This is a genomic window from Bacillus weihaiensis (assembly GCF_001889165.1).
In the GTDB taxonomy this organism is placed as follows: domain Bacteria; phylum Bacillota; class Bacilli; order Bacillales; family Bacillaceae; genus Metabacillus; species Metabacillus weihaiensis.
On record NZ_CP016020.1, the window covers coordinates 2,674,219 to 2,693,952 of the forward strand.

The window sequence follows — 19,734 nt, forward strand, 5'->3', positions numbered from 1 at the left end:
CTTGTCCTATAAATAAGACTGGTTTTTCCTATTAATATAATCATTATGTTATGAACCAATAAGGATCACAGGTGTGAACAAATTCTGAAAGGGACCCGATTCTTTTTGTAGTACCGCTCCCATAAAAACCTTTTACCGTGATTTATCTTATTGAAAAAGGTACACTATATGTACGTTAAAAAGATGGAGGATATTATGTTCATTTTTATTTCAATCTTGTTTATTTTTCTTATTTGGACAATCTGCAATTCTCTCTTTATGCCAAAGTTAGCTCCCTATACACGCATGAAGAAGAATCCACTTGTATCCATACTTATCCCTTTACGAAATGAAGAAAATAATGTACCACATTTAGTCTCATCACTAAAAAATTTAACTTATTCTAATATAGAAATCATCCTACTTGATGATCAATCAACCGACTCTACAAAAACGATAATTGAAGGGATGATTAAAAACGATTCTCGATTTACTTTAGTAGAAGGATCTACACTTCCCTCAGGGTGGACAGGCAAAGTCCATGCTTGTTACCAATTAAGCAGGTATGCAAAGGGAGATTATTTTTTGTTTTTAGATGCAGATATACGTCTCCACCAAGATACCATTCAAGTTGCTCTTTCTACTCTTAAGAGAATGGAGGGGAAATTATTAACTGGTTTCCCAAAATTTCCAGTTACATTGTTTTTAGAAAAGCTTCTCGTTCCGATGCAGCATTTCATCATTTACTTTCATTTACCACTACTTTTAGCAAATTATACGAAATTCTCTGCCGCTTCAGCAGCTCATGGATCTTTTATGTTGTTTGAAAAAAATGCGTATAAAAACATTGGGGGACATTCTGCCATCAAAGATTCTTTACTTGATGATGTTCACCTTGCAAGAATGATGAAAAAAAAGGGAGAAAAAGTTGTCTTAGCTAATATTACACAATTCGTAAGCTGTTACATGTATTCTAGTAATCGAGATGTTTGGGAAGGCTTTAAAAAGAATATTTTTGTCGGTATCGGTCGTTCCGTATTTATGGCATCATTTCTTATTATTTTTTACCTGATCTTTTATGTGTCACCTGTAGTTTTTATTCTGTATGGTCTATTTGAAATTATTTACTATCAGCACCTAAATTTGCACCATTTTTTACCATACATAATCATTGTTATTCAAAAATGGTTTATTGATTTTCAATCAAAGCAGAAACCTACATTGTCTTTTTTCATACCAGCTTCTGCAATTGCCTTTATTTCTTTACTTATTGTTTCAATGGGTTCATCATTAAGGAATAAAGGGTATCATTGGAAGGGAAGAACTTATCAATAAAAAGTCGAAATTTGTAATCTTATTTTAATATTGGATGGATATTTTTCTTAATTCTTTTCTTGTATAATAAAATATATCTATCTTTTTTCCTATTAAGGGGTTGTTCGTTTTGTTGCTACAATGGGTTAAACGCCATATTGTTGCGGTACTCTGTATTATTGGAGGGATCGCACCAATTGTTGGAATGCTATTAATTGATTATTTTTATTATAGTACAATTTTCGGCTGGATCATTGGTTTTTGCTGTTATGTTACGTCCTATTTTATTGTAAGCTATTCTCCGGATGAGGAAGAAGCAACAATTTTGAAGCAATAAAAACTCCTATTTATGTTTATTTCTACCCTAAAACGTTCATATAAGTAGAACGTTTTTTTATTTTATTGGTTTTCATAAAAATTTATTACTTTCCTAACAAAATACTCCTAGTACCTCACTCACACCTCTTTTACAATCTCATATTACATACCATTCAATTGCAAACGTCTTTTCTCTAAACAGATGCGATCTTGTAACAAATATATGTCCGGTCAAGGCATCACCTGGGGAGTCTCCCTTTTGGACACCATTCCACCCAACCATCAAATTGCAAAACATCCATATTAAACTTTAACACACACTCGTTTTTATATGATAAAATACCTTTAAGTTAACTTATGATAAATGATCGTTAACATTTTAACTTGTTATCACTTGGAGGAATTGTATGTTCAAGCTTCGAGGTCATCATCTTTTTTGTTTAATGGGATATCGGGGAATGGGGTATTCGAAAGAATACGTCGAGAATATGACAAAGATTCATCAAACGTTAAGGGCTCATCCTAACACACTAGTTGAGCTTGTTCTAGGACCAGATCAGTTATGCGAAAAATATCCAAACTCTGGTGATTACCATTGTCAGGACGTAAATATATTTGAAAGAGACGCTACTATTCTAAGGAAAGTAAACCTTGAAACTGGTCAACGACTTCCCTGGAAAGAAATTGAGAATCGTATAAAGAAATATGTACTCCCTTCTGATATTCAAACAGTTTGTAAAACTTGCTCTTGGCGTACATATGGCGTCTGCGAAGAAGGAATTGAAGATATGTTAAGTGGCAATGGTTTAAGAAAAGTTGATTAAATATAAGATATAAGCCAAAAGAGGCTGGGACAGAAGTGCCTGGCATCTTATCGTAACGACTATATGTACGCACTGATTTATCTAGTGCACACAATAGTTTGTATCGGAGGGTGCCTGGCTCTTTGTTTTGTCCCAGCCTCTTTTTTTAGTTACCTTTTAATAATCGTAACCCATTTAAAATTACAAGAATTGTGCTGCCTTCATGTCCAATAACTCCTAAAGGTAAGTCTAATACTTGAAAGAAGTTTGAACAAATTAACAAGACAATGACTGACATGGAGAAAATAATATTTTGCTTTATGATTCGATTCATCTTGTGTGAAAGCTTAACAGCATTTGTAAGTTTTGATAATTCATTTTTCATTAACACAATATCGGCTGTTTCTAACGCAACATCCGTTCCTTCACCCATTGCAATACCTACGTCAGATATCGCTAGAGCTGGTGCATCATTTATTCCGTCCCCTATCATTGTGACGGTTCCCAGCTCTTTTTTCAGGCTCTTAAGTTCAACTACCTTATCTTCTGGTAAGCATTCTGCTTTAAATTCATCAATCTCAAGCTCCTGGGCAATCGCTTCTGCTGTGGCTTTACTGTCGCCAGTTAGCATAACTGTTTTAATACCATTTGCTTTTAATAGGCGAATAGCTTCTTTTGCCTCTTGTCGTACAACATCCTTAAGGGCTATTAAACCGACAATCTTATTATCTCTCATAACATATACAATTGTCTTCCCCTCTTTTGCCAAACCTTCACTCATACCCTCTTGAAAATTCTTAGCATTTTCCGAACCTACAAAATCAGCTTTTCCAATCTTCCATTCAACTCCATTTAAAATAGCACCGACACCAAAACCAGTTTTTTCATCTACAGATAACATGTTTACTTCTATTTTCGGAAGCTTTATTTTCAGATTTTTCACGATAGCTTTTGCTAATGGATGCGTAGACTGATTTTCAATTGTAATGACAGCTGCTAGAAACTCATTTTTATTGATGGTTTCAGCTACAATCATATCTGTAACAGTAGGCTCACCTTTTGTTAAGGTTCCAGTTTTATCAAACACAACAGCTTTTGTTTTGCTTAACTGCTCTAAATGTATGCCACCCTTGAATAAAAGCCCGTTTTTGGCTCCATTACTAATAGCTGATAAAGTAGCAGGCATAATCGACGCAACCAATGCACATGGTGAAGCAACCACCATAAGTACGAGAGCACGATAAATCGTTTCATTCCAACTCCAACCTAAAGCAAAATGTGGTAAAACCATCATGATGGCGACTAATGCTAGAACAGCTTTAACATATGTTCCTTCAAATTTTTCAATAAATTGCTGTGACGGAGATTTTTCTGATTGAGCAGACTGTACCAATTCTACAATTTTATGAAACATCGTTTCCGTACTTTTTTTCGTGACCTTTATTGTAATCGATCCATTTCCATTCACAGTACCCGCAAAAACCTCGTCATGTTCGTTCTTTTCAATAGGCATTGATTCACCAGTGATAGCAGCCTGATCTATATTTGTCTTGCCGGTGAGGATAACACCATCAGCAGGTACACGTTCACCTGGCTTCACGACTATTGTATCTCCTATCGTGAGTGCCTCAACCTGTACCTTCGTTTCTTTACCATTCACTAGCAACACGGCTTCCTCAGGTTGAAGACTCATTAATGCATATATCTCTCTTTGACTTTTATTCATTGTGTATGTTTCTAACGCACCACTTAGGGCAAATATAAAAATAAGAATGGCTCCTTCTGCCCAATATCCAATAATGGCAGAACCAATTGCTGCAAAGACCATTAATAATTCTACGTTCAATTTCTTCTCAGCGATCGTTTCTTCAATTCCTTCTTTTGCCTTAGCGTACCCTCCTATGAGGAAAGCCAGGATAAATAAGGGAATTGATATGGCCTCATTTCCTTGGTGGTTAAACATCCATCCAAGTAAAATGAGCACCCCTGAAATGATGGCATTAACTAGCTCTATATGCTCCATCCATTTACTAACTAAAGAATGATCGTCGGCGTTCTTTGAATCGTTCAGTTGAGATATTGTACTTGCTTCCATTTTCATCGCTCCTTCTAATTGAGAATAAGATTCATCTTCAATACTTTTATAGAAACTTGAATAAAGATTTTAATTATTGGTTTCTCCTTGATTTATCTAACATAGTATAAATTATACCATCTCATTCTTCACTTTCAAGTAATAATTATTATAATTATTAAATTAAAATGATTATTGATAAGGAGAAGCATTCTCAATTACTAAACTACGATTTCACTCTCTTAGAATTAACTAAAAATGGAAGGTTATCTCAACTTGCTTTTCTATTAATGGATATCTTTAATTAGCTTCGTCAATTGTTCACTTGTAATGGGACCCATTACTTTGTGAGCAACCATTCCATTTTCATCAATAATAAAAGTGGTAGGAACACCCATTATCCGATAATCTTTCGCTACTTTTCCATCTATATCCAAGCCAACAGTAAAGGTCAATTTTGCCTGTTGACTAAATTGACGAACATCCTCAACTGAACTTTCAGAAGACGTAACATTAATAGCTACTATCTCAACACCGTCTATGCCTTGTTCGTAAAAATCACTTAACTCCATTAGCTCTTCTTGACAATACCCGCACCAAGTTGTCCAAAAAGGAAGAACAACAATTTTACCTTTATAATCACTTAGTTTTACTTTTTGATCCGAACTTGTTAGTAAAGTAAATTCACTTGCCCTATTTTGATTTAGTGTTTCAGCAAAACCACTCGTTGTAAAAAAATGTGAAAATAATATCATACTAATTAGCATGGGACCTAATCGTTTTACGATCATTTCATCAATCCACCTTCCAGTTTTTCCATATGTTTTGTATCAAGGAAGGAATTTATGTACGGTAAAGTATGATTTTCCGTAATGTGAAGTAAGCTAAAATAAAAAAAAACACCTTTAACTAGGTGCTATAAAAACTTCCTTCTATTGCCTTCTTAGACTTGACTTCATTGATTTTTATTCTTATCTAACAGGTTATACTTCAGTTCAGCTATGTCTTTTTCCATATTAGCCAATTCCCCATCAAACTTTTCGTCTTTTTGCTTTAAATGGTCTCCTAAACTTCCTCTTTCATTCTTATCCATGCTGTTCACCTACTTTCTTATTCTATAAGGGAGCTCACCTCCTCCCCGCGAAAAGCGAGCATCTGGAGCGGAATGTAATCTGACTGGACACTTGATAAATAGCCACAGATTACAACAAATGCCAAAATATAAAAGGTATTAAATTCTCTAGGTCTGTGTTTCTTTAAATAAGCATTTATGAGATTAATTCTATTGTATAAATATATTCACAAAGAATGATCCGGTGTATTTAATTGTTGACTAAATATGATTTATACGTACTTATGCATCCCTCTTGATTACTTTCACTCTTCAAAGGAGAAAAAAAGGCTGACACGATCTAATCAGCCACTTTCCTTAGTATGTTACTTTCTTCCTCATAAAATAAACACTAACTCCAAGCTTTTGACAAATTGTCACATAATGCATAAGCATGAGAAGTACAGCCCCCAAGTTCATACCTAGGATAATTCCTTTCATTTGCATCGATTCAATCGAGCCTAATATATACATCATGCTAAAGGAAATAATATGTGACCATATTGTATGGAAAAGCGCTTCCTTTACAAGTCCTAAGCCAATCAAATAAGCCTGCATTGGAATGACAAAGAAGTGAAAAAGAAAATATGGCCATAGTAGTTTTAAGTAAAAGGCTGAGCTTGATGAGTCAAAGAATAAATGCGTTAATGGTTCAGCAAAAAGATACATGATAATAATCGAAATGGAGCCATATACAAAAGTGATATACATTGATTGCTTTAATAACCGAATGAGCTTCGGATAATCGTGGTTAGCATAGGATTCTGACACATTTGGTATTAACATGATCATGAGAGAATGTCCTATGAAGGCTGGGAAAAAGCCAATCGACATGGCAACTCCAGCTAATAAACCATAATGCTCTGTAGCCATGACACTTGAAAACCCAGAAGCAATTAATGCTGTTTTTACTAAAAAAGGCTGGATAGCATGTGTTAGTGAATGAAATAAACGTAAGCCAGTAGTGGGAAACGAAACAGAAAATAGCGCCTTTCTAACGCTTCGTCCACTTATTTTAGACACCTTTCCCTTTTTTAACGATTGATATTCAATGATATAAACCGCAACTAAGTAGGTACATATAAGGAGCTCACTGCCAATAAGTGAAGCTAATGCAATTAATAGGGCTGAATCTAAATGAAACGAAAAGCTCTGGAACAGCCAAAATAAGAATACGAGCTGAATCACTTTTTTTATAAAATTTGTAATCGCAATTTTCCCCATATGTTGTACCCCGATAAAATAGCCCTTCGCAATAGAGGAAAAAGAAACAATCGGAATAAGCAAGATAAATAACCATTTAACATATGGGTGATAACCATTAAATAACTCGAGATTAGGAAAGATAATCAAAGCAAGTGTAGTAATCACTATCGTTAAGAAAACTGTGATGAATAGAGTATGTCGTAGCATTGAATAATGAGTTTCCTGTTTTTTTTCAGCAATAAACTTTGAGATAGAGATCGGTAGCTCTAGACTAGCTAAGATGACGATTAAAAAGATAATCGGCAGGATCGACATATATAAGCCCATCCCTTCTTCACCTAGCTCTCTTGCTAAAATCATATTAATAAAAAATTCTAAGCATTCACTAAAAAAAGCAGCAATTACTAGCATTAACGTTCCTTTTACAAATGAATTCATGATGTCGTCCCCTCATTTAAACTAGTCCATAGTTAAACGGTATGAGACAAGTCATGAATTTACGACAGGAAATTTTTAAGTTCTTATTCATTTATCATCTTTAAGCGCTTGCACTTTTACAACCCCTGTAGTTAATCGATTACACCGGATTCTGATATAATTACCTCAGGGATAATTTCTACAGTTAACTCAGGTATCCTTTCTCGCCAATTATCCAACTTGAATGACCTTGATTGTGAGCGTATTTCTTCTCCAATTCCGATTGGATCAATAGTTAATTCCTTAAAATACTCTATTAATGCTTCCGTTTCTGTTTTCATTTCTTGTTCAAATGTTTTTTCGACTTTGTCCGTCACTTCAGGAGTTATCTTCTTTCCAGTGTATTCGTGAATATATCCCTCAAGATAAACTTCTAATTGTACTTTAAGAGGCTCAGTAGAAACAACATTTAGCTTCATTGAAGATACGATACTTTTAATTCCCGCTGCTTCTCCATCTTCTAGCTTTAATTTATAAGCACCTTTTGTATATTGATCTGTAAGAACCTTAAAAAAAAGTAATTTATCATTAGGTATTTCACCAACAACCTTTTTATGATCAAATAAAGCTAACCCATCAATTTCAACAGCACCATTCTCTTCATTTTTTTTTATTATTGGTAAAAACATATCCTGTCCCTTGGAATAGTACTGGTAAAGGAACAGATGTAAATTGGTTCTAGGAAGATCCTGGTTTAATTTATTATGTAGAATTAAGTTTGATATATATCTAGAAGCACCCTGATTTGCAAATTCACCTTCTAAAACCTCCTTAGCATCTCCTCGTGTAACCGCTAATAAGAGTCTTGCACCAATTGAAGCGTCTCGTTGTAAAGTATCCACTAATTCGGTAATTCCCCTTTTACCAAGACCTTCACCAAATAGTACGATATCAATTTTCCCTAGTACAAGTGGATCAGGAGATTTTTTTTGAAGATTGGAAAGAATGTCTCTACTAAGTTCAGATTCATCTGTAATGATGTAATCAGCTACTGGTTGATCTTTAAGATACGTATTGATTACAGCAGAGCCTCTAATATTGCCTTCATCCGTTAAGTCAAAGCCAGTCCCTGTAACAAGATTAATATCATCCAGGATTTCTTTCTCAACACATCCTGCAAGAAAACTCAGTGAAATAATTACTAGAAGAAGTCTTCTTTGTGTCATGCCTTATTCTCCTTTACTTTACGACTAATCCACGTCACTACAAACATAAAAGGAATATAGCCAACAATAATGTAAAACCCAACCTCACCAACAACGTCATTAAGTAGACTTATTTGTTCTCGCGTTTTAGAAAGTGTATTGGTTAACAATGCGATTAGCAAAATTACAACCAAAGTGTATTTTTGATTAAATTTGAACGCATCCTTTAAACATCTACTTGCACACCACAGTGACAAGCAAACATTTGGTAAAATAATTAAACACCAGTTGGCGATTCCAATATATTCAAATCTTTCCACAAAAGGAAATTCGACAATTTTCCAAATTGTAAGTGTGGCCCACACATTTTTTTGTAATTGTTCCTCACTAAAATAAATAAGGGAAATGATGATCACCAATGTATAGATAAATGTACTAAACACAACAGCTAAATGAGCCCACTTCTTTGATTTTTCTATATTTTTGATAAATGGATAAAAAACAAGCAATGCTTCAAACCCGATAATTGTTAAAGACATATGTTTTGTAGAGATTGCTATATCCTTTACGGAATGATTAAAAATCGGCAAAAGATTACTAAAATCTGAAAACTGAATTGGGAATAAAAACGTAAATAATAAATACATTGGTAAAACTATTCCAAAGAAAGAAATACCTGCAACGACTCGGAACCCTCCACTTATGATATAAAAAACGAGCAGTAAAAAGAAAATAGAAAAGATCCACACATTCAAGTCAGGGAACATCCATACTTCAACTATTTCTATATATGTCCGCAAAACGGTAATAGCTCCAAAACCAAAATATAATGCTAAGATTAGACTAAAAAACCCACCTACCCACTTACCTAGAACCTCTTTATGAAGAGTAATAATATTCCCATTGGAATGACGAAGTGTTCTATAGATCATCCATAAGGATATATGAACGATGAAACCGGCTAGTATGACTGCGATCCATGCATCATTTCCAGATTTCTCGGCTACTATTCGCTGATACCCAAGTACCCCAACTCCAAATTGAAGAGAATGGATTAAATAGAACACTAAAAAGTGAGATACTTGAAATCGCTCTGCAATTCTAATCATGTTCGTTCACCTCACCTCACTTACTCATCAATATCCTTATTTTTACGAGCATTTTTAGCAGAGAATCGCTTCGGCTTTTCTGTACGAAGTTGTTGTGGTCGTTTGGACATTAACGAGAAGGGTAATCTTATTAGCGCATCCTTCATGTCAATTGTCCGTGGTGGATAAATTGGCTCTAAGAACGGTCTTCCTAAAGATGTTAATCGCAATAAATGGGTCATTAAAAAGCAAAAACAAAGGACGATTCCTAAGAGCCCCAACCATTCTGCAAAAAAGAGAAATGGAAATCGGAGCATCCTTATCGTATTACCCATTGCATATATAGGCGTTGTAAAGGATGCTAATGCAGATAGAGCAACAATTATTAAAAGAATATTACTTGTTAAACCGGCTTCAACAGATGCTGTTCCAATGACAATCCCACCAACGATACCAATTGTTTGACCAACCTTTGTAGGTAGTCGTGCTCCTGCTTCACGTAACAATTCAATCGTTAATTCTAAGAAGAGCGCCTCTAATATTGGAGGGAGAGGCACTTCTCTTCTCGAAGAAATCAACGTATTTAAAAGATCATTTGGAATTAATTCATAATGATACGTTAAAGTTGCTACATATATTGGCGTTACTAATATAGAAAAAGCAACTGCAAATAAACGAATTAATCGGAAAAAAGAAGCATTTATCCAGTTATAGAAATAATCATCAAAGGCTGAGAAAAATTCAACAAGTGTTGTTGGACCTATTAGTACATGAGGAGATCCATCAACCATTACACCTATTTTCCCTTCCGCTAAAATGGATGAAACTCGATCTGGTCTTTCTGTATCCAATAACTGCGGAAATGGTGAATTATGATTATCTGAAATCATTTGTGTAATAAACGAGCTATCACTAATTTGATCAAATTTAATATCACGAATCCGTTGAATCATTGTATGTACATTTTGTTCATCACAAACATCATCCACATAAAGAACGGCGACCTTTGTTTTTGATAGATCCCCCACATTCAATTCATACACTCTTAATTTCTCATTCGTAATTCTTTTTCGAATTAAATTAATATTCGATTCTAAGGATTCAACAAATGCTTCTTTAGGACCAACAACACTGAATTCAACTTCTGGTAGTGACACATCACGCGCTTTATTAATGGTTGCCTTAATTAGAGCACTAGGAAGTCCATACTCGCTTAAACTGATCACAATATAGCCTGCTAAGAGCTTTTCTTTAATAACGTCCGTATCAATTGTAATGATTATATTCTCTACTGGGATGGATTTTTTTAAGTCCTCTAGCTTATCCCACTTATCTGACTTAACAATCGGTAAAATACTCTGTTCAAATGTTTTTAAATCTACAAGCGTACGAATATACGAAACCCAATATTTTACCTTATCCGTATCGGCTTCATACTGGACAAAATCGGAGGATGTCCTAAACCGAGCAATAAGCTGGACTAGTGTTGGCTTTTCATCTCCACCCTCATAGGTCATTTTATTCACTCATAACACCCCGCACTTCCATTTTAAAGCTTTTTATATCTTGCCCCATTGTGGAGAATAATTATGCAAAAATTGGGTTTAAGGGGGAAGAACAAATTTTTTTGATTGCTGTTACATGTGGTTGTTGTTCATTTATCTTAAAAACATCCCCTTGTGACAAACAGACTGAAACCTCGTTAACAAGCTATTTACAAAGGAGTCTCTGCTCTGCTCTGCCCTGCCCTTCCATTCCTATCAAAAATACATCGTTATTCACCTGTCGATACAGCATATCTTTCTTTTATAGTAGGAGAGATTTTTTTAATCTCATAAAATGGTTTGATAAGTACACACAAAAAAACGTGAATTCAAAATGAATTCACGTTTTTCCTAACATGACCTAGCCAAGATCAAGTTATTTTGCGAAACGATGGTTTCCAATCGTTATTGTAACTTCCCTTGATGTAATCCATGTACTTGTAGCTGTTTTTGGATTGTAGAAGTATAATGATCCTTTTCCCATTCCTCTAAAAGCTAAGGCTTCTTTGACCGCTTCTTTTGCTGAAGCGTCAGCTACCTGATTAATTGTCCCATTTTGTACTGGTGAGAACGCAAAATACCCTTGATCTTTTTGGTAAATAACGTCTTTTACAGTATTAGGGAATAAAGAACTATCTACACGATTTAGGACCACAGAAGCTACTGCTACTTTCCCAGCATATGGTTCACCTTTCGCCTCAGAATGTACTAAACGTGCTAACAAATCCATCTCATAAGAAGTTAAAGTGGATGGAATTGTTAACTTTTCACCTACGAACAATAAATGAGACGATTTCTTATTTGTTGACATTAATGTTTGAACAGATACACCATATTTTTTACCTAGTAACCATAATGTATCTCCTGATTGCACTTGATGTGTTGTTGCAGCATTAGCTTTCGTATCAGGAGTGGCCATCGCAGTGAGCGATAAAGCTAATGTTGAAACAGCAACAAGTTTTATAATGAATTTTTTCATCTATTCGTAACCTCCTAAAGGTTCGTAATTTTCGTGTCCGTTTTGACTACATGTACTAGACTAACAGGTTCTAATTTTGATAGCACCCCTCAAATTTTGGTAGAATTGACAATCGACTATTTTGTGACATCCGAGTTAGAAGAATAGAAAAACGAAGTTGAAATTTTTATCTACTCTTATCCTTGAACAACAGCTTAGAAAGTCACATAGACTGAAGACAAACTCAGGTAAAAATCGGGCTTGCCTACAGATACAAAAGAACCGAGGAATTAGCTCCTCGGTTCTTTTAAGTAATGATATATAATACTGCCACCTTGCTGTGCAATACCTCTGAAATGTTTAAAATCCTCTCGATTTACTAGAATTGTTCGCAAGGATAAAAATTGATCTTTAGGTACATGATATTCATTCAAGTCCCCATTTTTCAACTGATCTAGCATTTCATTTATTGTACTTGAATCCATCTTTTGCCCTCACTTTTTACATAACATGAATTTATAGTATATCACTTTGTATCACTCAATGAATATATTTTAACGCCTCTTCGACTTCCTTTAGACCTGAAGTAATTTCAAATACCTCATTTTTTGCTTCCATCATCGTTAAGCTTGCAATAAGTGTTTTTGCAACAGCTTCACGAGAGATTGTCAAACTTTTATCAGGCAATGAAACCTTTGCAGTAATGAGAGTTTGTTCTTTCTCGTTTGACAAACTCGTAGGTCGAACAATCGTATAAGGGACACCAGACTTCATTAAATATTCATCAGCGTTTTGTTTCGCCGTTAAATAATGCCTCATTTCCTCAGGAGCCACCTCAGGAGAATCCGCTCCTACTGAACTTAACATAACAAAATGCTTTATGTCATTGCTTTTAGCTAAATCAATTGCTTTCTTAGCACCTTCTTGATCAACTGATATTGTTTTCTCAGGTCCTGTCTTTGATCCTGAGCCAGCTGCAAAAATACAAGCATCTATTTCAGTAAAAGCATGCTCCATATCCCCCTCAAGATTTGCCACCACAATGTGATCTGCCCCTAATTCTTTCAACTCTTCACCTTGCTTTTCTTCTCTAACCATAGCAGTCGTTTCATGTTGATTATTTTGTTTTAATTGACTAATAAGATTTCTTCCAGTATGTCCATTTGCACCAATAATGAGAATATTCATAGAGTATCATCCTTTTTTTAGGCTGTAGAATGGTCGTTGCTTGTCCATAATGACAACAGGTTTGATTAATATTTCAGTTTATTCCATGATGAAGAGTCGTAGACAAACCTTCTTATTGCCAAAGAAAACAACAACCATCTATCAATAGCCATTAATTAATGTCTACTAAAGAATTTCCCTATTTTATAGCAAGTAAAACAAGTAAAAAAACAAATCATTATTTCACTATATATTTTAGGTGCTTTCAATCTTCCGCACAAACCCTTCCATCATCTGTAAAAAAAAATAACAAATTGTTTGGAAACCCTTTACTTACAGAAAAAAATAGTGTTAAATAATTCTAATAGAGGTTTTCCCTTTCATTATTGAAGTGCTTTTGGCTCGAAGCACCAACAAATACGTAAAATAATCACACATATAAAAAGAGTAGTTGATTGTTGAAGAATCTGTAAAGGAGCGAGGCAATGAAGATCGCTAAAGTTGGAAGTATCATTGAATTTAGAGACGGATTAACAGGTGTAGTTGAAAAAGTAAATGAAAATTCTGTTATTGTTGATTTAACATATATGGAAAACTTCAGAGACTTAGATCTTGATAGACGCACTGTTGTTAATCACAAAAACTATAAAATTATTAAGGATTCATTTTCCTAAAATAGCTAACAATTGACTGAGACTAGAGCATTTCAGTCAATGAGAAACCCGAACAATAGGGAAGATATGCACCTATTGTTCGGGTTTTTATGTGTTTGATATAAGTTCTATAATCACTCGTTAAGGAGTGAAAGCACTCAACTACCTGCCAAAGAAAGTTTAGAGAAGACCTAGATCTCACTGAGTCGCGTAGGGAGGATCAGCTTTCTTATTATGGAAAAGAAAGTTCATTTCTCCCACGCTTTTACTTCCTATTTAATTTTAAAAAAGACACTCCACTTATAGAGCGTCAGTTCATTAAACCTTCATCTATGTATACTTCCATGCCTTCTTCTTCTAAGCATTCACCAAAAAATTTCACTGCTTTTTTATAATCATAGTTAATTATGTTTAAATCTTGATCATCAGCATCATAAACGGCTACTACAGCATCGTTTGCATAAAGATTGATATAATCATCATCTGATCCTTTTAAATGTGCCTCTACGCTGAATTCCTGTCCCTTTACTACTTCTTTGTTTGACTTTAGTGCCCTCGATAATAAGTGTTTGATTTCATTCATTTTTCTATTCTCCTAAAATGTGCCTTTATATGGTTGTACCATAATGAAGATGCTTTGTACAATTTTCCTCAGTCCTTATCTCAGAGCTCTTAGAAAAAATTCTCTCTTATAGGAAGATTCTAGCTTAAGCCAAAAAGAAAAGACTGTAGGTAGCTAAATTCATATCGAGCATATCTACAGTCTTTAGAAAGTTCCATTATGTGATAACCTTTGTCCTTTATCGATTATCAATTGTTTCAGGATACAAATCATGATTCATCATACGGTATTCAGCCATCTTCTCATACTTCGTTCCTGGTTTCCCATAGTTTGTATAAGGGTCAATTGAAATACCTCCACGTGGCGTAAATTTACCCCATACTTCAATATAACGTGGGTCCATTAATTCAATTAAATCATTCATAATAATATTCATACAGTCTTCGTGGAAATCTCCATGATTTCTGAAGCTAAATAAATATAGCTTTAGTGATTTACTTTCAACCATTTTAACATCTGGGATGTAGCTAATATAAATAGTAGCGAAATCTGGTTGCCCTGTTTTTGGGCATAAGCTTGTGAATTCCGGGCAATTAAATTTAACAAAATAATCACGGTTTTGGTGTTTATTATCAAAAGACTCTAAAATACTTGGTGAATACTCAAATAAATAATTCGTACCTTGGTTTCCTAATAACGTAACATCTTGTAGTTCTTCATCTTTTCTTCCTGACATCTACTTTTCCTCTTTTCTATCTAAATTTATTATACACCGCGTTTGTTTCCCCAAATCAATGTATGAAGCTGTGGTAACACTCTCACAGCATTTAACTCTTTATCCGCAATGACTTGATCAATAAGCCATTCATATCTAGTAAGTAGTTTCTCAACTAATTGTTTTGTTTCTGCTTGATAGATATCTTCGTTTCCTACCTGTAAGTAAAAGGGGATATCTGGATAACGAAGATGTACGTTTTTGGCATACTCTAAGTCTTCTAGATTAAAGATAACGACTTTTAGGCTTATCGAATGTTTGTCGCCCTCTACTTTGACACGTGAAATGATCTCATCTAATTTCATGAAATCGGTTCTCATCCCCGAACTAGGGGGCTTAGGTGAAATCGTTAAATCATCTATTTCTTTCAACCATTCTTGATATTTACTTCCCTGTGTCTCAATGGCAATCTTTTTTCCCTTTTCTTTTAATAGAGTGATAAACTCTTGTAAATTTGCTAATAAAGCTGGATTTCCACCTGATATTGTTACATGAGAAAACCGATCCTCTCCAAGCTGTACTAGCTCTTCCCAAATCTCCTCAGCAGATAATTGACGAATATCATCTTTAGCTGAACCGTCCCATGTAAAAGCAGAATCACACCAACTACAAGAATAATCACAGCCTGCTGTTCGAACAAACATCGTTTTTTGCCCGATGACCATTCCTTCCCCTTGAATGGTAGGACCGAACACTTCTAATACTGGGATTTTTTTCAACGGTGACCCTCCTTTTTCTTCTTCGGACGGTACACTACATAGCTGGTTGGTGTTTCTCTTACAAAAACCTGTACACATTTCGGTTGATTATCCTTTTGATCTAGGTCATTTTGAACGACTTCATAGATTGCGCGTGCAACACCTTCAGTGGTCGGAAAATAAGTAGGATCCTTCTCTGAAAATAAGTCTTTATGATCATTTAGAATCGTATGATCAAAGCGTTTATGGATGAGTCTTTTTAATGAAGCAAAGTTCACTAAAAAACCTGTTTCATCTAACTCATCACCTGCAATTGTGATATTTACAAAATAGGTATGTCCATGCACGTTCTGACATTTCCCAGCATCTTCATGTGGGATATAGTGGGCAGCTGCGATATGCATATCCTTATTCAATTCAAATTGATAATCATGCTGTACTTGAGGATATATTTGTTGAATCATCTTATTTCACACCTTTTTCATGGAGATATTCATTAAGGCCTTTTTGTCGAAGCTCACACGCTGGACATTCTCCACATCCATCAGCAATAATTCCGTTATAGCACGTTAATGTTTTTTCACGAACAAAATTAAGGACACCTAAGTCGTCCGCAAGCTTCCACGTTTCCGCTTTATTAATCCACATAAGTGGAGTATGGATAACAAAAGGTTTATCTAAAGCAAGATTTAACGTCACATTACAAGATTTCACAAAGGCATCTCGACAGTCTGGATAGCCGCTGAAATCTGTTTCACAAACCCCTGTTACAATGTGCTTGGCACCAATTTGATTTGCTAGAATGGTCGCAAAGGATAAGAACAGAAGATTTCTCCCAGGAACAAATGTTGAAGGAAGCTCACCGTCCTTTTGTTCGATTTCAATATCAGCTCTAGTTAAAGCGTTAGGGGCAAGTTGATTAAGCAAGGACATGTCTAATAGATGGTGTTGAATTCCTAACTCTTTTGCAATAGATGAAGCAACTTCTATTTCTGCGCTATGACGTTGATTGTAGTTGAACGTTACCGCAACAACTTCTTTAAATTGTTTCATTGCCCAAAATAAGCATGTTGTACTATCCTGTCCTCCACTAAATACAACTACTGCTTTATCATTTTTCATTTTCATCTCGTTCCTTTCATCCACGTATAAACAAGTTTTACTGAGATAAACTATTTTATTAAGAAGGTTATTTCATGGGGTTAACTAACACTATTTTCCTATAAGAAATCGCAAGGATCCGCATATCAAAGACAGAATAAGTGAATAGGAACAATTAGCATTATTTACCTTACATTCCTATCTGACTTATAATTCAAGCCGATCGTTCCTAGAGCTAACCACCAAAACGACGTACCATATTTTCTTATAACAACAAAAAAACACCTTCGAATTCATTCGAGGTGTCTAGCGTTCATCTAAAAAATAACGTATCTCACTTGAGATATCATAGTTTTTTATAGAGGGTTGTGCTAGAACCTCTCCCGTTTAACTTAAACGGATTTTCTTTTCATTTTTCAACTAGGAAACTATAACATGAAATACTATGATTTGCAATGATATTTGTACGTGGGGTGAATAGAATGTCCTTTAAGCAGCTTGTCATAATTGTCCGAAATAGCTTTTGGTATTTACCGACTTTATATGGGATTATAGCAATTGCACTTGCGATTATCAGTATGTTTATTGATCGTTACCTTGCGTCACTAACACTTTATGAGCAAATACCGAGCGTGTTTCTGTCAGATATTAATCTTTCCCAAACTATTTTGAGTGCATTAGCAACATCTCTGTTAACGATGACTACGATTACTTTTTCCTCGATACTAGTTGTTCTAACAACGTATCTCTCACAATTTTCACCAAGAACACTTCAGAACTTTATTACGGACCATCATACACAACGGGTTCTTGGCATTTTTATTGGTGGATTTATTTATACAGTAATTTTGCTGCTTCTAGTAAGAGAAAATGATGTAAGCTCTACATTTATTGTTCCTACTTTTGCTATTTTAGTTTCCTTTATATGCTTAGGTATGTTCGTTTTTTTCATACATCATGTAACAACATGGATTAAAGTAAGCAATTTAATTTTTAATATTACATCTAAGACCATTACATCTATCCACCAGCATTATGTGAATGAAGAACGTTATCAGGAAGCTCCTCCTTGGGAAAGCTGGGAGTTTGAAGAACTTGCTACAATTCAGCCGCTTCAATTAAAGAGCAAAAAATCGGGATATATTGAATACATTGAGATTGAGAAACTATTGCAACAAGCTATAAAAGATAATGTCATTGTTAAAATTGAGCAGGATCTAGGTAAATATGTAGACAAAGATACTCCTTTGTTTTCGATTTGGCACTTAACAAATAAAACACATTTACCTGTATATTTAAGTTTCATGACCATCTCTTCAGACCAAGAACCGGTTCAAGATGTAAACTTCGGTCTACAAAAGCTAGTAGAAATTGCTTTACGTGCGGTTTCACCAGGAATAAATGATCCTTATACAGCTATAAATAGCATTAATCATTTAGCCAAAATCCTGTCTTTGTTAGGCAAAAAACATTTAGCTACCCCTTACCATTTTGACCGTCACCATCAGCTACGGATTATTTTCGAAAAACCAGCATTTGAGGATTATTTATATGAAAGCTTCTATCAAATAAGATACTATGCACAAGAGGATGTTTCGGTTATGGCTGCAATTCTTAAAGCCCTAGCATTTATTGCACAAGGAAATTCTAGTGTTATTAAACAAAGTGTATGGGAATTCACCTTGTATATTATAGAAGGGTTAAATAGGGTCGACTGGCTAACTAAGGATCGTGAATTTTTAAATAAAAAGCTCTATCACATCGCTAAGAACTGTGAAAAACAAAAAAAGGCACCTTCCATACTTTTATGAATCAAGAGTAGTAGGCTAATGAGATGGTTGTTGATTTTAAACTGATAGCGTGACAATCCATGCATTTTCCATTCACTTCATAAGGAGCTATTTACTAACGAAAAGTATCACTCACTTCTTAGCGTGTAAAAAAAAACAGGCTTAGCACCTGTTTTTTTACACGTTATTCTCCTTTTTTCTTGCCGCCTTCTTCTGCAAGTTGGTCAAATGATTTCACTTTACCATGAGGATTTTGTGATTGCTTACGAACTGCCCATTGACGCTCTTGCTGTGATTTTGATTGTGTCATATGGTATAACTCTCCTTTACATCAATTCGTCCCTAAATGAGACTTTCGTTATTTTTTCCATATGACAGCATTTCATTCTATACATCTTTTGCCGAATTACTCCCTCTTCCAAAAACAAGAAATAAACCTACTATAATAAGAAGGAGTGGCCAAAATGAAAGGATATTAAATGAGAACATGTTTTGAATCATAAAAACAAAGGCTAATCCAGATAAGATAAAAATCGGAATAAGAAGTCCGAACTCTCTTCCTCCGAATAACCATAGTTCAAATAGTCCAACAGCAACTGCTACTAAATAAATGGGCCACGTATATCCAGAGTAATTCCACCCTGTCATTTCTTCAAAAGTGAAAAGCAGACTTAACACAAATAATATTCCACCTGGTACTAGCAAACCCGCCTTTTGTTTATTTGCTCCTGATAAAAAGAATCCAACGTGAAACCCAATAGATACAAATAAAAGAATAAGAGGCCAGGAAAAGCTCCAAAATTCATCGATGATGCCTACTGTTTGTAAAGAAAATAAAAGTCCAATTGCGATTAGGAATATACCATAACCCGCTTTACCATTTTTCATTGATCATCCTCCTCATCACTTAAATAGAATAGATCGCTCTTTTATCATACGATAAATAGTGGCTAATTAGTGGTAAAACCGAA

22 protein-coding genes and 1 riboswitch are annotated in these 19,734 nt (G+C 34.8%); of the genes, 5 read left to right on the forward strand and 17 right to left on the reverse strand.

Translation table 11 applies throughout. From position 1 onward, the window contains the following. Positions 1 to 195 precede the first annotated feature (195 nt). The 3 genes from A9C19_RS12850 to A9C19_RS12860 all read left to right on the forward strand — a co-directional run bounded on the left by A9C19_RS12850 (position 196) and on the right by A9C19_RS12860 (position 2,435). Entirely contained in the window at positions 196 to 1,314 is a 1,119-nt protein-coding gene (locus A9C19_RS12850) for a glycosyltransferase family 2 protein (protein WP_072580317.1), read from the forward strand. A gap of 109 nt (positions 1,315 to 1,423) precedes the next feature. Next, positions 1,424 to 1,630, forward strand: coding sequence for a hypothetical protein (locus A9C19_RS12855; RefSeq protein WP_072580318.1), 207 nt, complete (start codon positions 1,424 to 1,426; stop codon positions 1,628 to 1,630). A 388-nt stretch (positions 1,631 to 2,018) separates the two neighbouring features. Next, the gene (locus A9C19_RS12860; protein WP_072580319.1) at positions 2,019 to 2,435 is read left to right on the forward strand and encodes a DUF1284 domain-containing protein; all 417 of its coding nucleotides are present in this window, start codon (positions 2,019 to 2,021) and stop codon (positions 2,433 to 2,435) included. A gap of 145 nt (positions 2,436 to 2,580) precedes the next feature. Here the strand turns inward: A9C19_RS12860 and A9C19_RS12865 are convergent, their stop codons facing one another. The 10 genes from A9C19_RS12865 to A9C19_RS12905 form a co-directional block, all read right to left on the reverse strand. Beyond that, positions 2,581 to 4,515: a heavy metal translocating P-type ATPase gene (locus A9C19_RS12865; protein WP_072580320.1), complete on the reverse strand. Its 1,935-nt coding sequence runs from the start codon at positions 4,513 to 4,515 to the stop codon at positions 2,581 to 2,583. 260 nt (positions 4,516 to 4,775) lie between these two features. Further along, complete coding sequence (locus tag A9C19_RS12870; protein WP_072580321.1) at positions 4,776 to 5,279, reverse strand: TlpA family protein disulfide reductase; 504 nt, start codon at positions 5,277 to 5,279, stop codon at positions 4,776 to 4,778. 164 nt (positions 5,280 to 5,443) lie between these two features. Then, on the reverse strand, positions 5,444 to 5,581 hold the full coding sequence (locus tag A9C19_RS21780) for a hypothetical protein (protein ID WP_158515086.1): 138 nt from the start codon (positions 5,579 to 5,581) through the stop codon (positions 5,444 to 5,446). Between the two features lie 336 nt (positions 5,582 to 5,917). Then, entirely contained in the window at positions 5,918 to 7,243 is a 1,326-nt protein-coding gene (locus A9C19_RS12875) for a polysaccharide biosynthesis protein (protein WP_072580322.1), read from the reverse strand. A 131-nt stretch (positions 7,244 to 7,374) separates the two neighbouring features. Further along, positions 7,375 to 8,448, reverse strand: a complete 1,074-nt coding sequence (locus A9C19_RS12880) for a Ger(x)C family spore germination protein (RefSeq protein WP_072580323.1) — start codon at positions 8,446 to 8,448, stop codon at positions 7,375 to 7,377. Continuing rightward, positions 8,445 to 9,536 carry a GerAB/ArcD/ProY family transporter gene (locus A9C19_RS12885; protein ID WP_072580324.1) on the reverse strand — a complete coding sequence of 364 codons (1,092 nt, stop codon included), beginning with the start codon at positions 9,534 to 9,536 and terminating at the stop codon, positions 8,445 to 8,447. Before A9C19_RS12885 ends, A9C19_RS12880 begins: the two co-directional genes overlap by 4 nt. Positions 9,537 to 9,556: 20 nt before the next feature. Beyond that, positions 9,557 to 11,032 (reverse strand): spore germination protein, encoded by a 1,476-nt coding sequence (locus A9C19_RS12890; protein WP_072580325.1) that lies wholly within the window; start codon positions 11,030 to 11,032, stop codon positions 9,557 to 9,559. A gap of 403 nt (positions 11,033 to 11,435) precedes the next feature. Next, complete coding sequence (locus A9C19_RS12895) at positions 11,436 to 12,038, reverse strand: cell wall hydrolase (protein WP_072580326.1); 603 nt, start codon at positions 12,036 to 12,038, stop codon at positions 11,436 to 11,438. 269 nt (positions 12,039 to 12,307) lie between these two features. Further along, positions 12,308 to 12,502 carry a hypothetical protein gene (locus tag A9C19_RS12900; protein WP_072580327.1) on the reverse strand — a complete coding sequence of 65 codons (195 nt, stop codon included), beginning with the start codon at positions 12,500 to 12,502 and terminating at the stop codon, positions 12,308 to 12,310. A gap of 55 nt (positions 12,503 to 12,557) precedes the next feature. Then, entirely contained in the window at positions 12,558 to 13,205 is a 648-nt protein-coding gene (locus A9C19_RS12905) for an SDR family oxidoreductase (RefSeq protein ID WP_072580328.1), read from the reverse strand. A 464-nt stretch (positions 13,206 to 13,669) separates the two neighbouring features. Here A9C19_RS12905 and A9C19_RS12910 point away from each other — a divergent pair, with 464 nt between their 5' ends. Continuing rightward, a complete protein-coding gene (locus A9C19_RS12910; RefSeq protein WP_072580329.1) occupies positions 13,670 to 13,858 on the forward strand; it encodes a YkvS family protein in 189 nt (62 codons plus the stop codon). A gap of 289 nt (positions 13,859 to 14,147) precedes the next feature. Here A9C19_RS12910 and A9C19_RS12915 read toward each other — a convergent pair whose 3' ends face one another. The 5 genes from A9C19_RS12915 to queC form a co-directional block, all read right to left on the reverse strand. Beyond that, a complete protein-coding gene (locus tag A9C19_RS12915) occupies positions 14,148 to 14,420 on the reverse strand; it encodes a hypothetical protein (RefSeq protein ID WP_072580330.1) in 273 nt (90 codons plus the stop codon). A 217-nt stretch (positions 14,421 to 14,637) separates the two neighbouring features. Next, the gene (queF, locus tag A9C19_RS12920) at positions 14,638 to 15,135 is read right to left on the reverse strand and encodes a preQ(1) synthase (RefSeq protein ID WP_072580331.1); all 498 of its coding nucleotides are present in this window, start codon (positions 15,133 to 15,135) and stop codon (positions 14,638 to 14,640) included. Positions 15,136 to 15,164: 29 nt separating this feature from the next. Then, the gene (queE, locus tag A9C19_RS12925) at positions 15,165 to 15,893 is read right to left on the reverse strand and encodes a 7-carboxy-7-deazaguanine synthase QueE (RefSeq protein ID WP_072580332.1); all 729 of its coding nucleotides are present in this window, start codon (positions 15,891 to 15,893) and stop codon (positions 15,165 to 15,167) included. Further along, entirely contained in the window at positions 15,890 to 16,336 is a 447-nt protein-coding gene (queD, locus tag A9C19_RS12930; protein WP_072580333.1) for a 6-carboxytetrahydropterin synthase QueD, read from the reverse strand. The genes queE and queD overlap by 4 nt, the downstream gene beginning before the upstream one ends. Before the next feature lies 1 nt (position 16,337). Next, a complete protein-coding gene (gene queC / locus A9C19_RS12935) occupies positions 16,338 to 16,994 on the reverse strand; it encodes a 7-cyano-7-deazaguanine synthase QueC (RefSeq protein WP_072581881.1) in 657 nt (218 codons plus the stop codon). Between the two features lie 321 nt (positions 16,995 to 17,315). Further along, positions 17,316 to 17,360, reverse strand: a riboswitch (PreQ1 riboswitch). A gap of 95 nt (positions 17,361 to 17,455) precedes the next feature. Here queC and A9C19_RS12940 point away from each other — a divergent pair. Further along, positions 17,456 to 18,784 carry a DUF2254 domain-containing protein gene (locus A9C19_RS12940; protein WP_072580334.1) on the forward strand — a complete coding sequence of 443 codons (1,329 nt, stop codon included), beginning with the start codon at positions 17,456 to 17,458 and terminating at the stop codon, positions 18,782 to 18,784. Positions 18,785 to 18,947: 163 nt separating this feature from the next. Here the strand turns inward: A9C19_RS12940 and A9C19_RS22280 are convergent, their stop codons facing one another. Both A9C19_RS22280 and A9C19_RS12945 read right to left on the reverse strand, forming a co-directional pair. Continuing rightward, positions 18,948 to 19,073, reverse strand: a complete 126-nt coding sequence (locus A9C19_RS22280; protein ID WP_233499172.1) for a DUF6254 family protein — start codon at positions 19,071 to 19,073, stop codon at positions 18,948 to 18,950. A 77-nt stretch (positions 19,074 to 19,150) separates the two neighbouring features. Continuing rightward, complete coding sequence (locus A9C19_RS12945; RefSeq protein ID WP_072580335.1) at positions 19,151 to 19,651, reverse strand: LiaI-LiaF-like domain-containing protein; 501 nt, start codon at positions 19,649 to 19,651, stop codon at positions 19,151 to 19,153. Between the last annotated feature and the right edge of the window lie 83 nt (positions 19,652 to 19,734).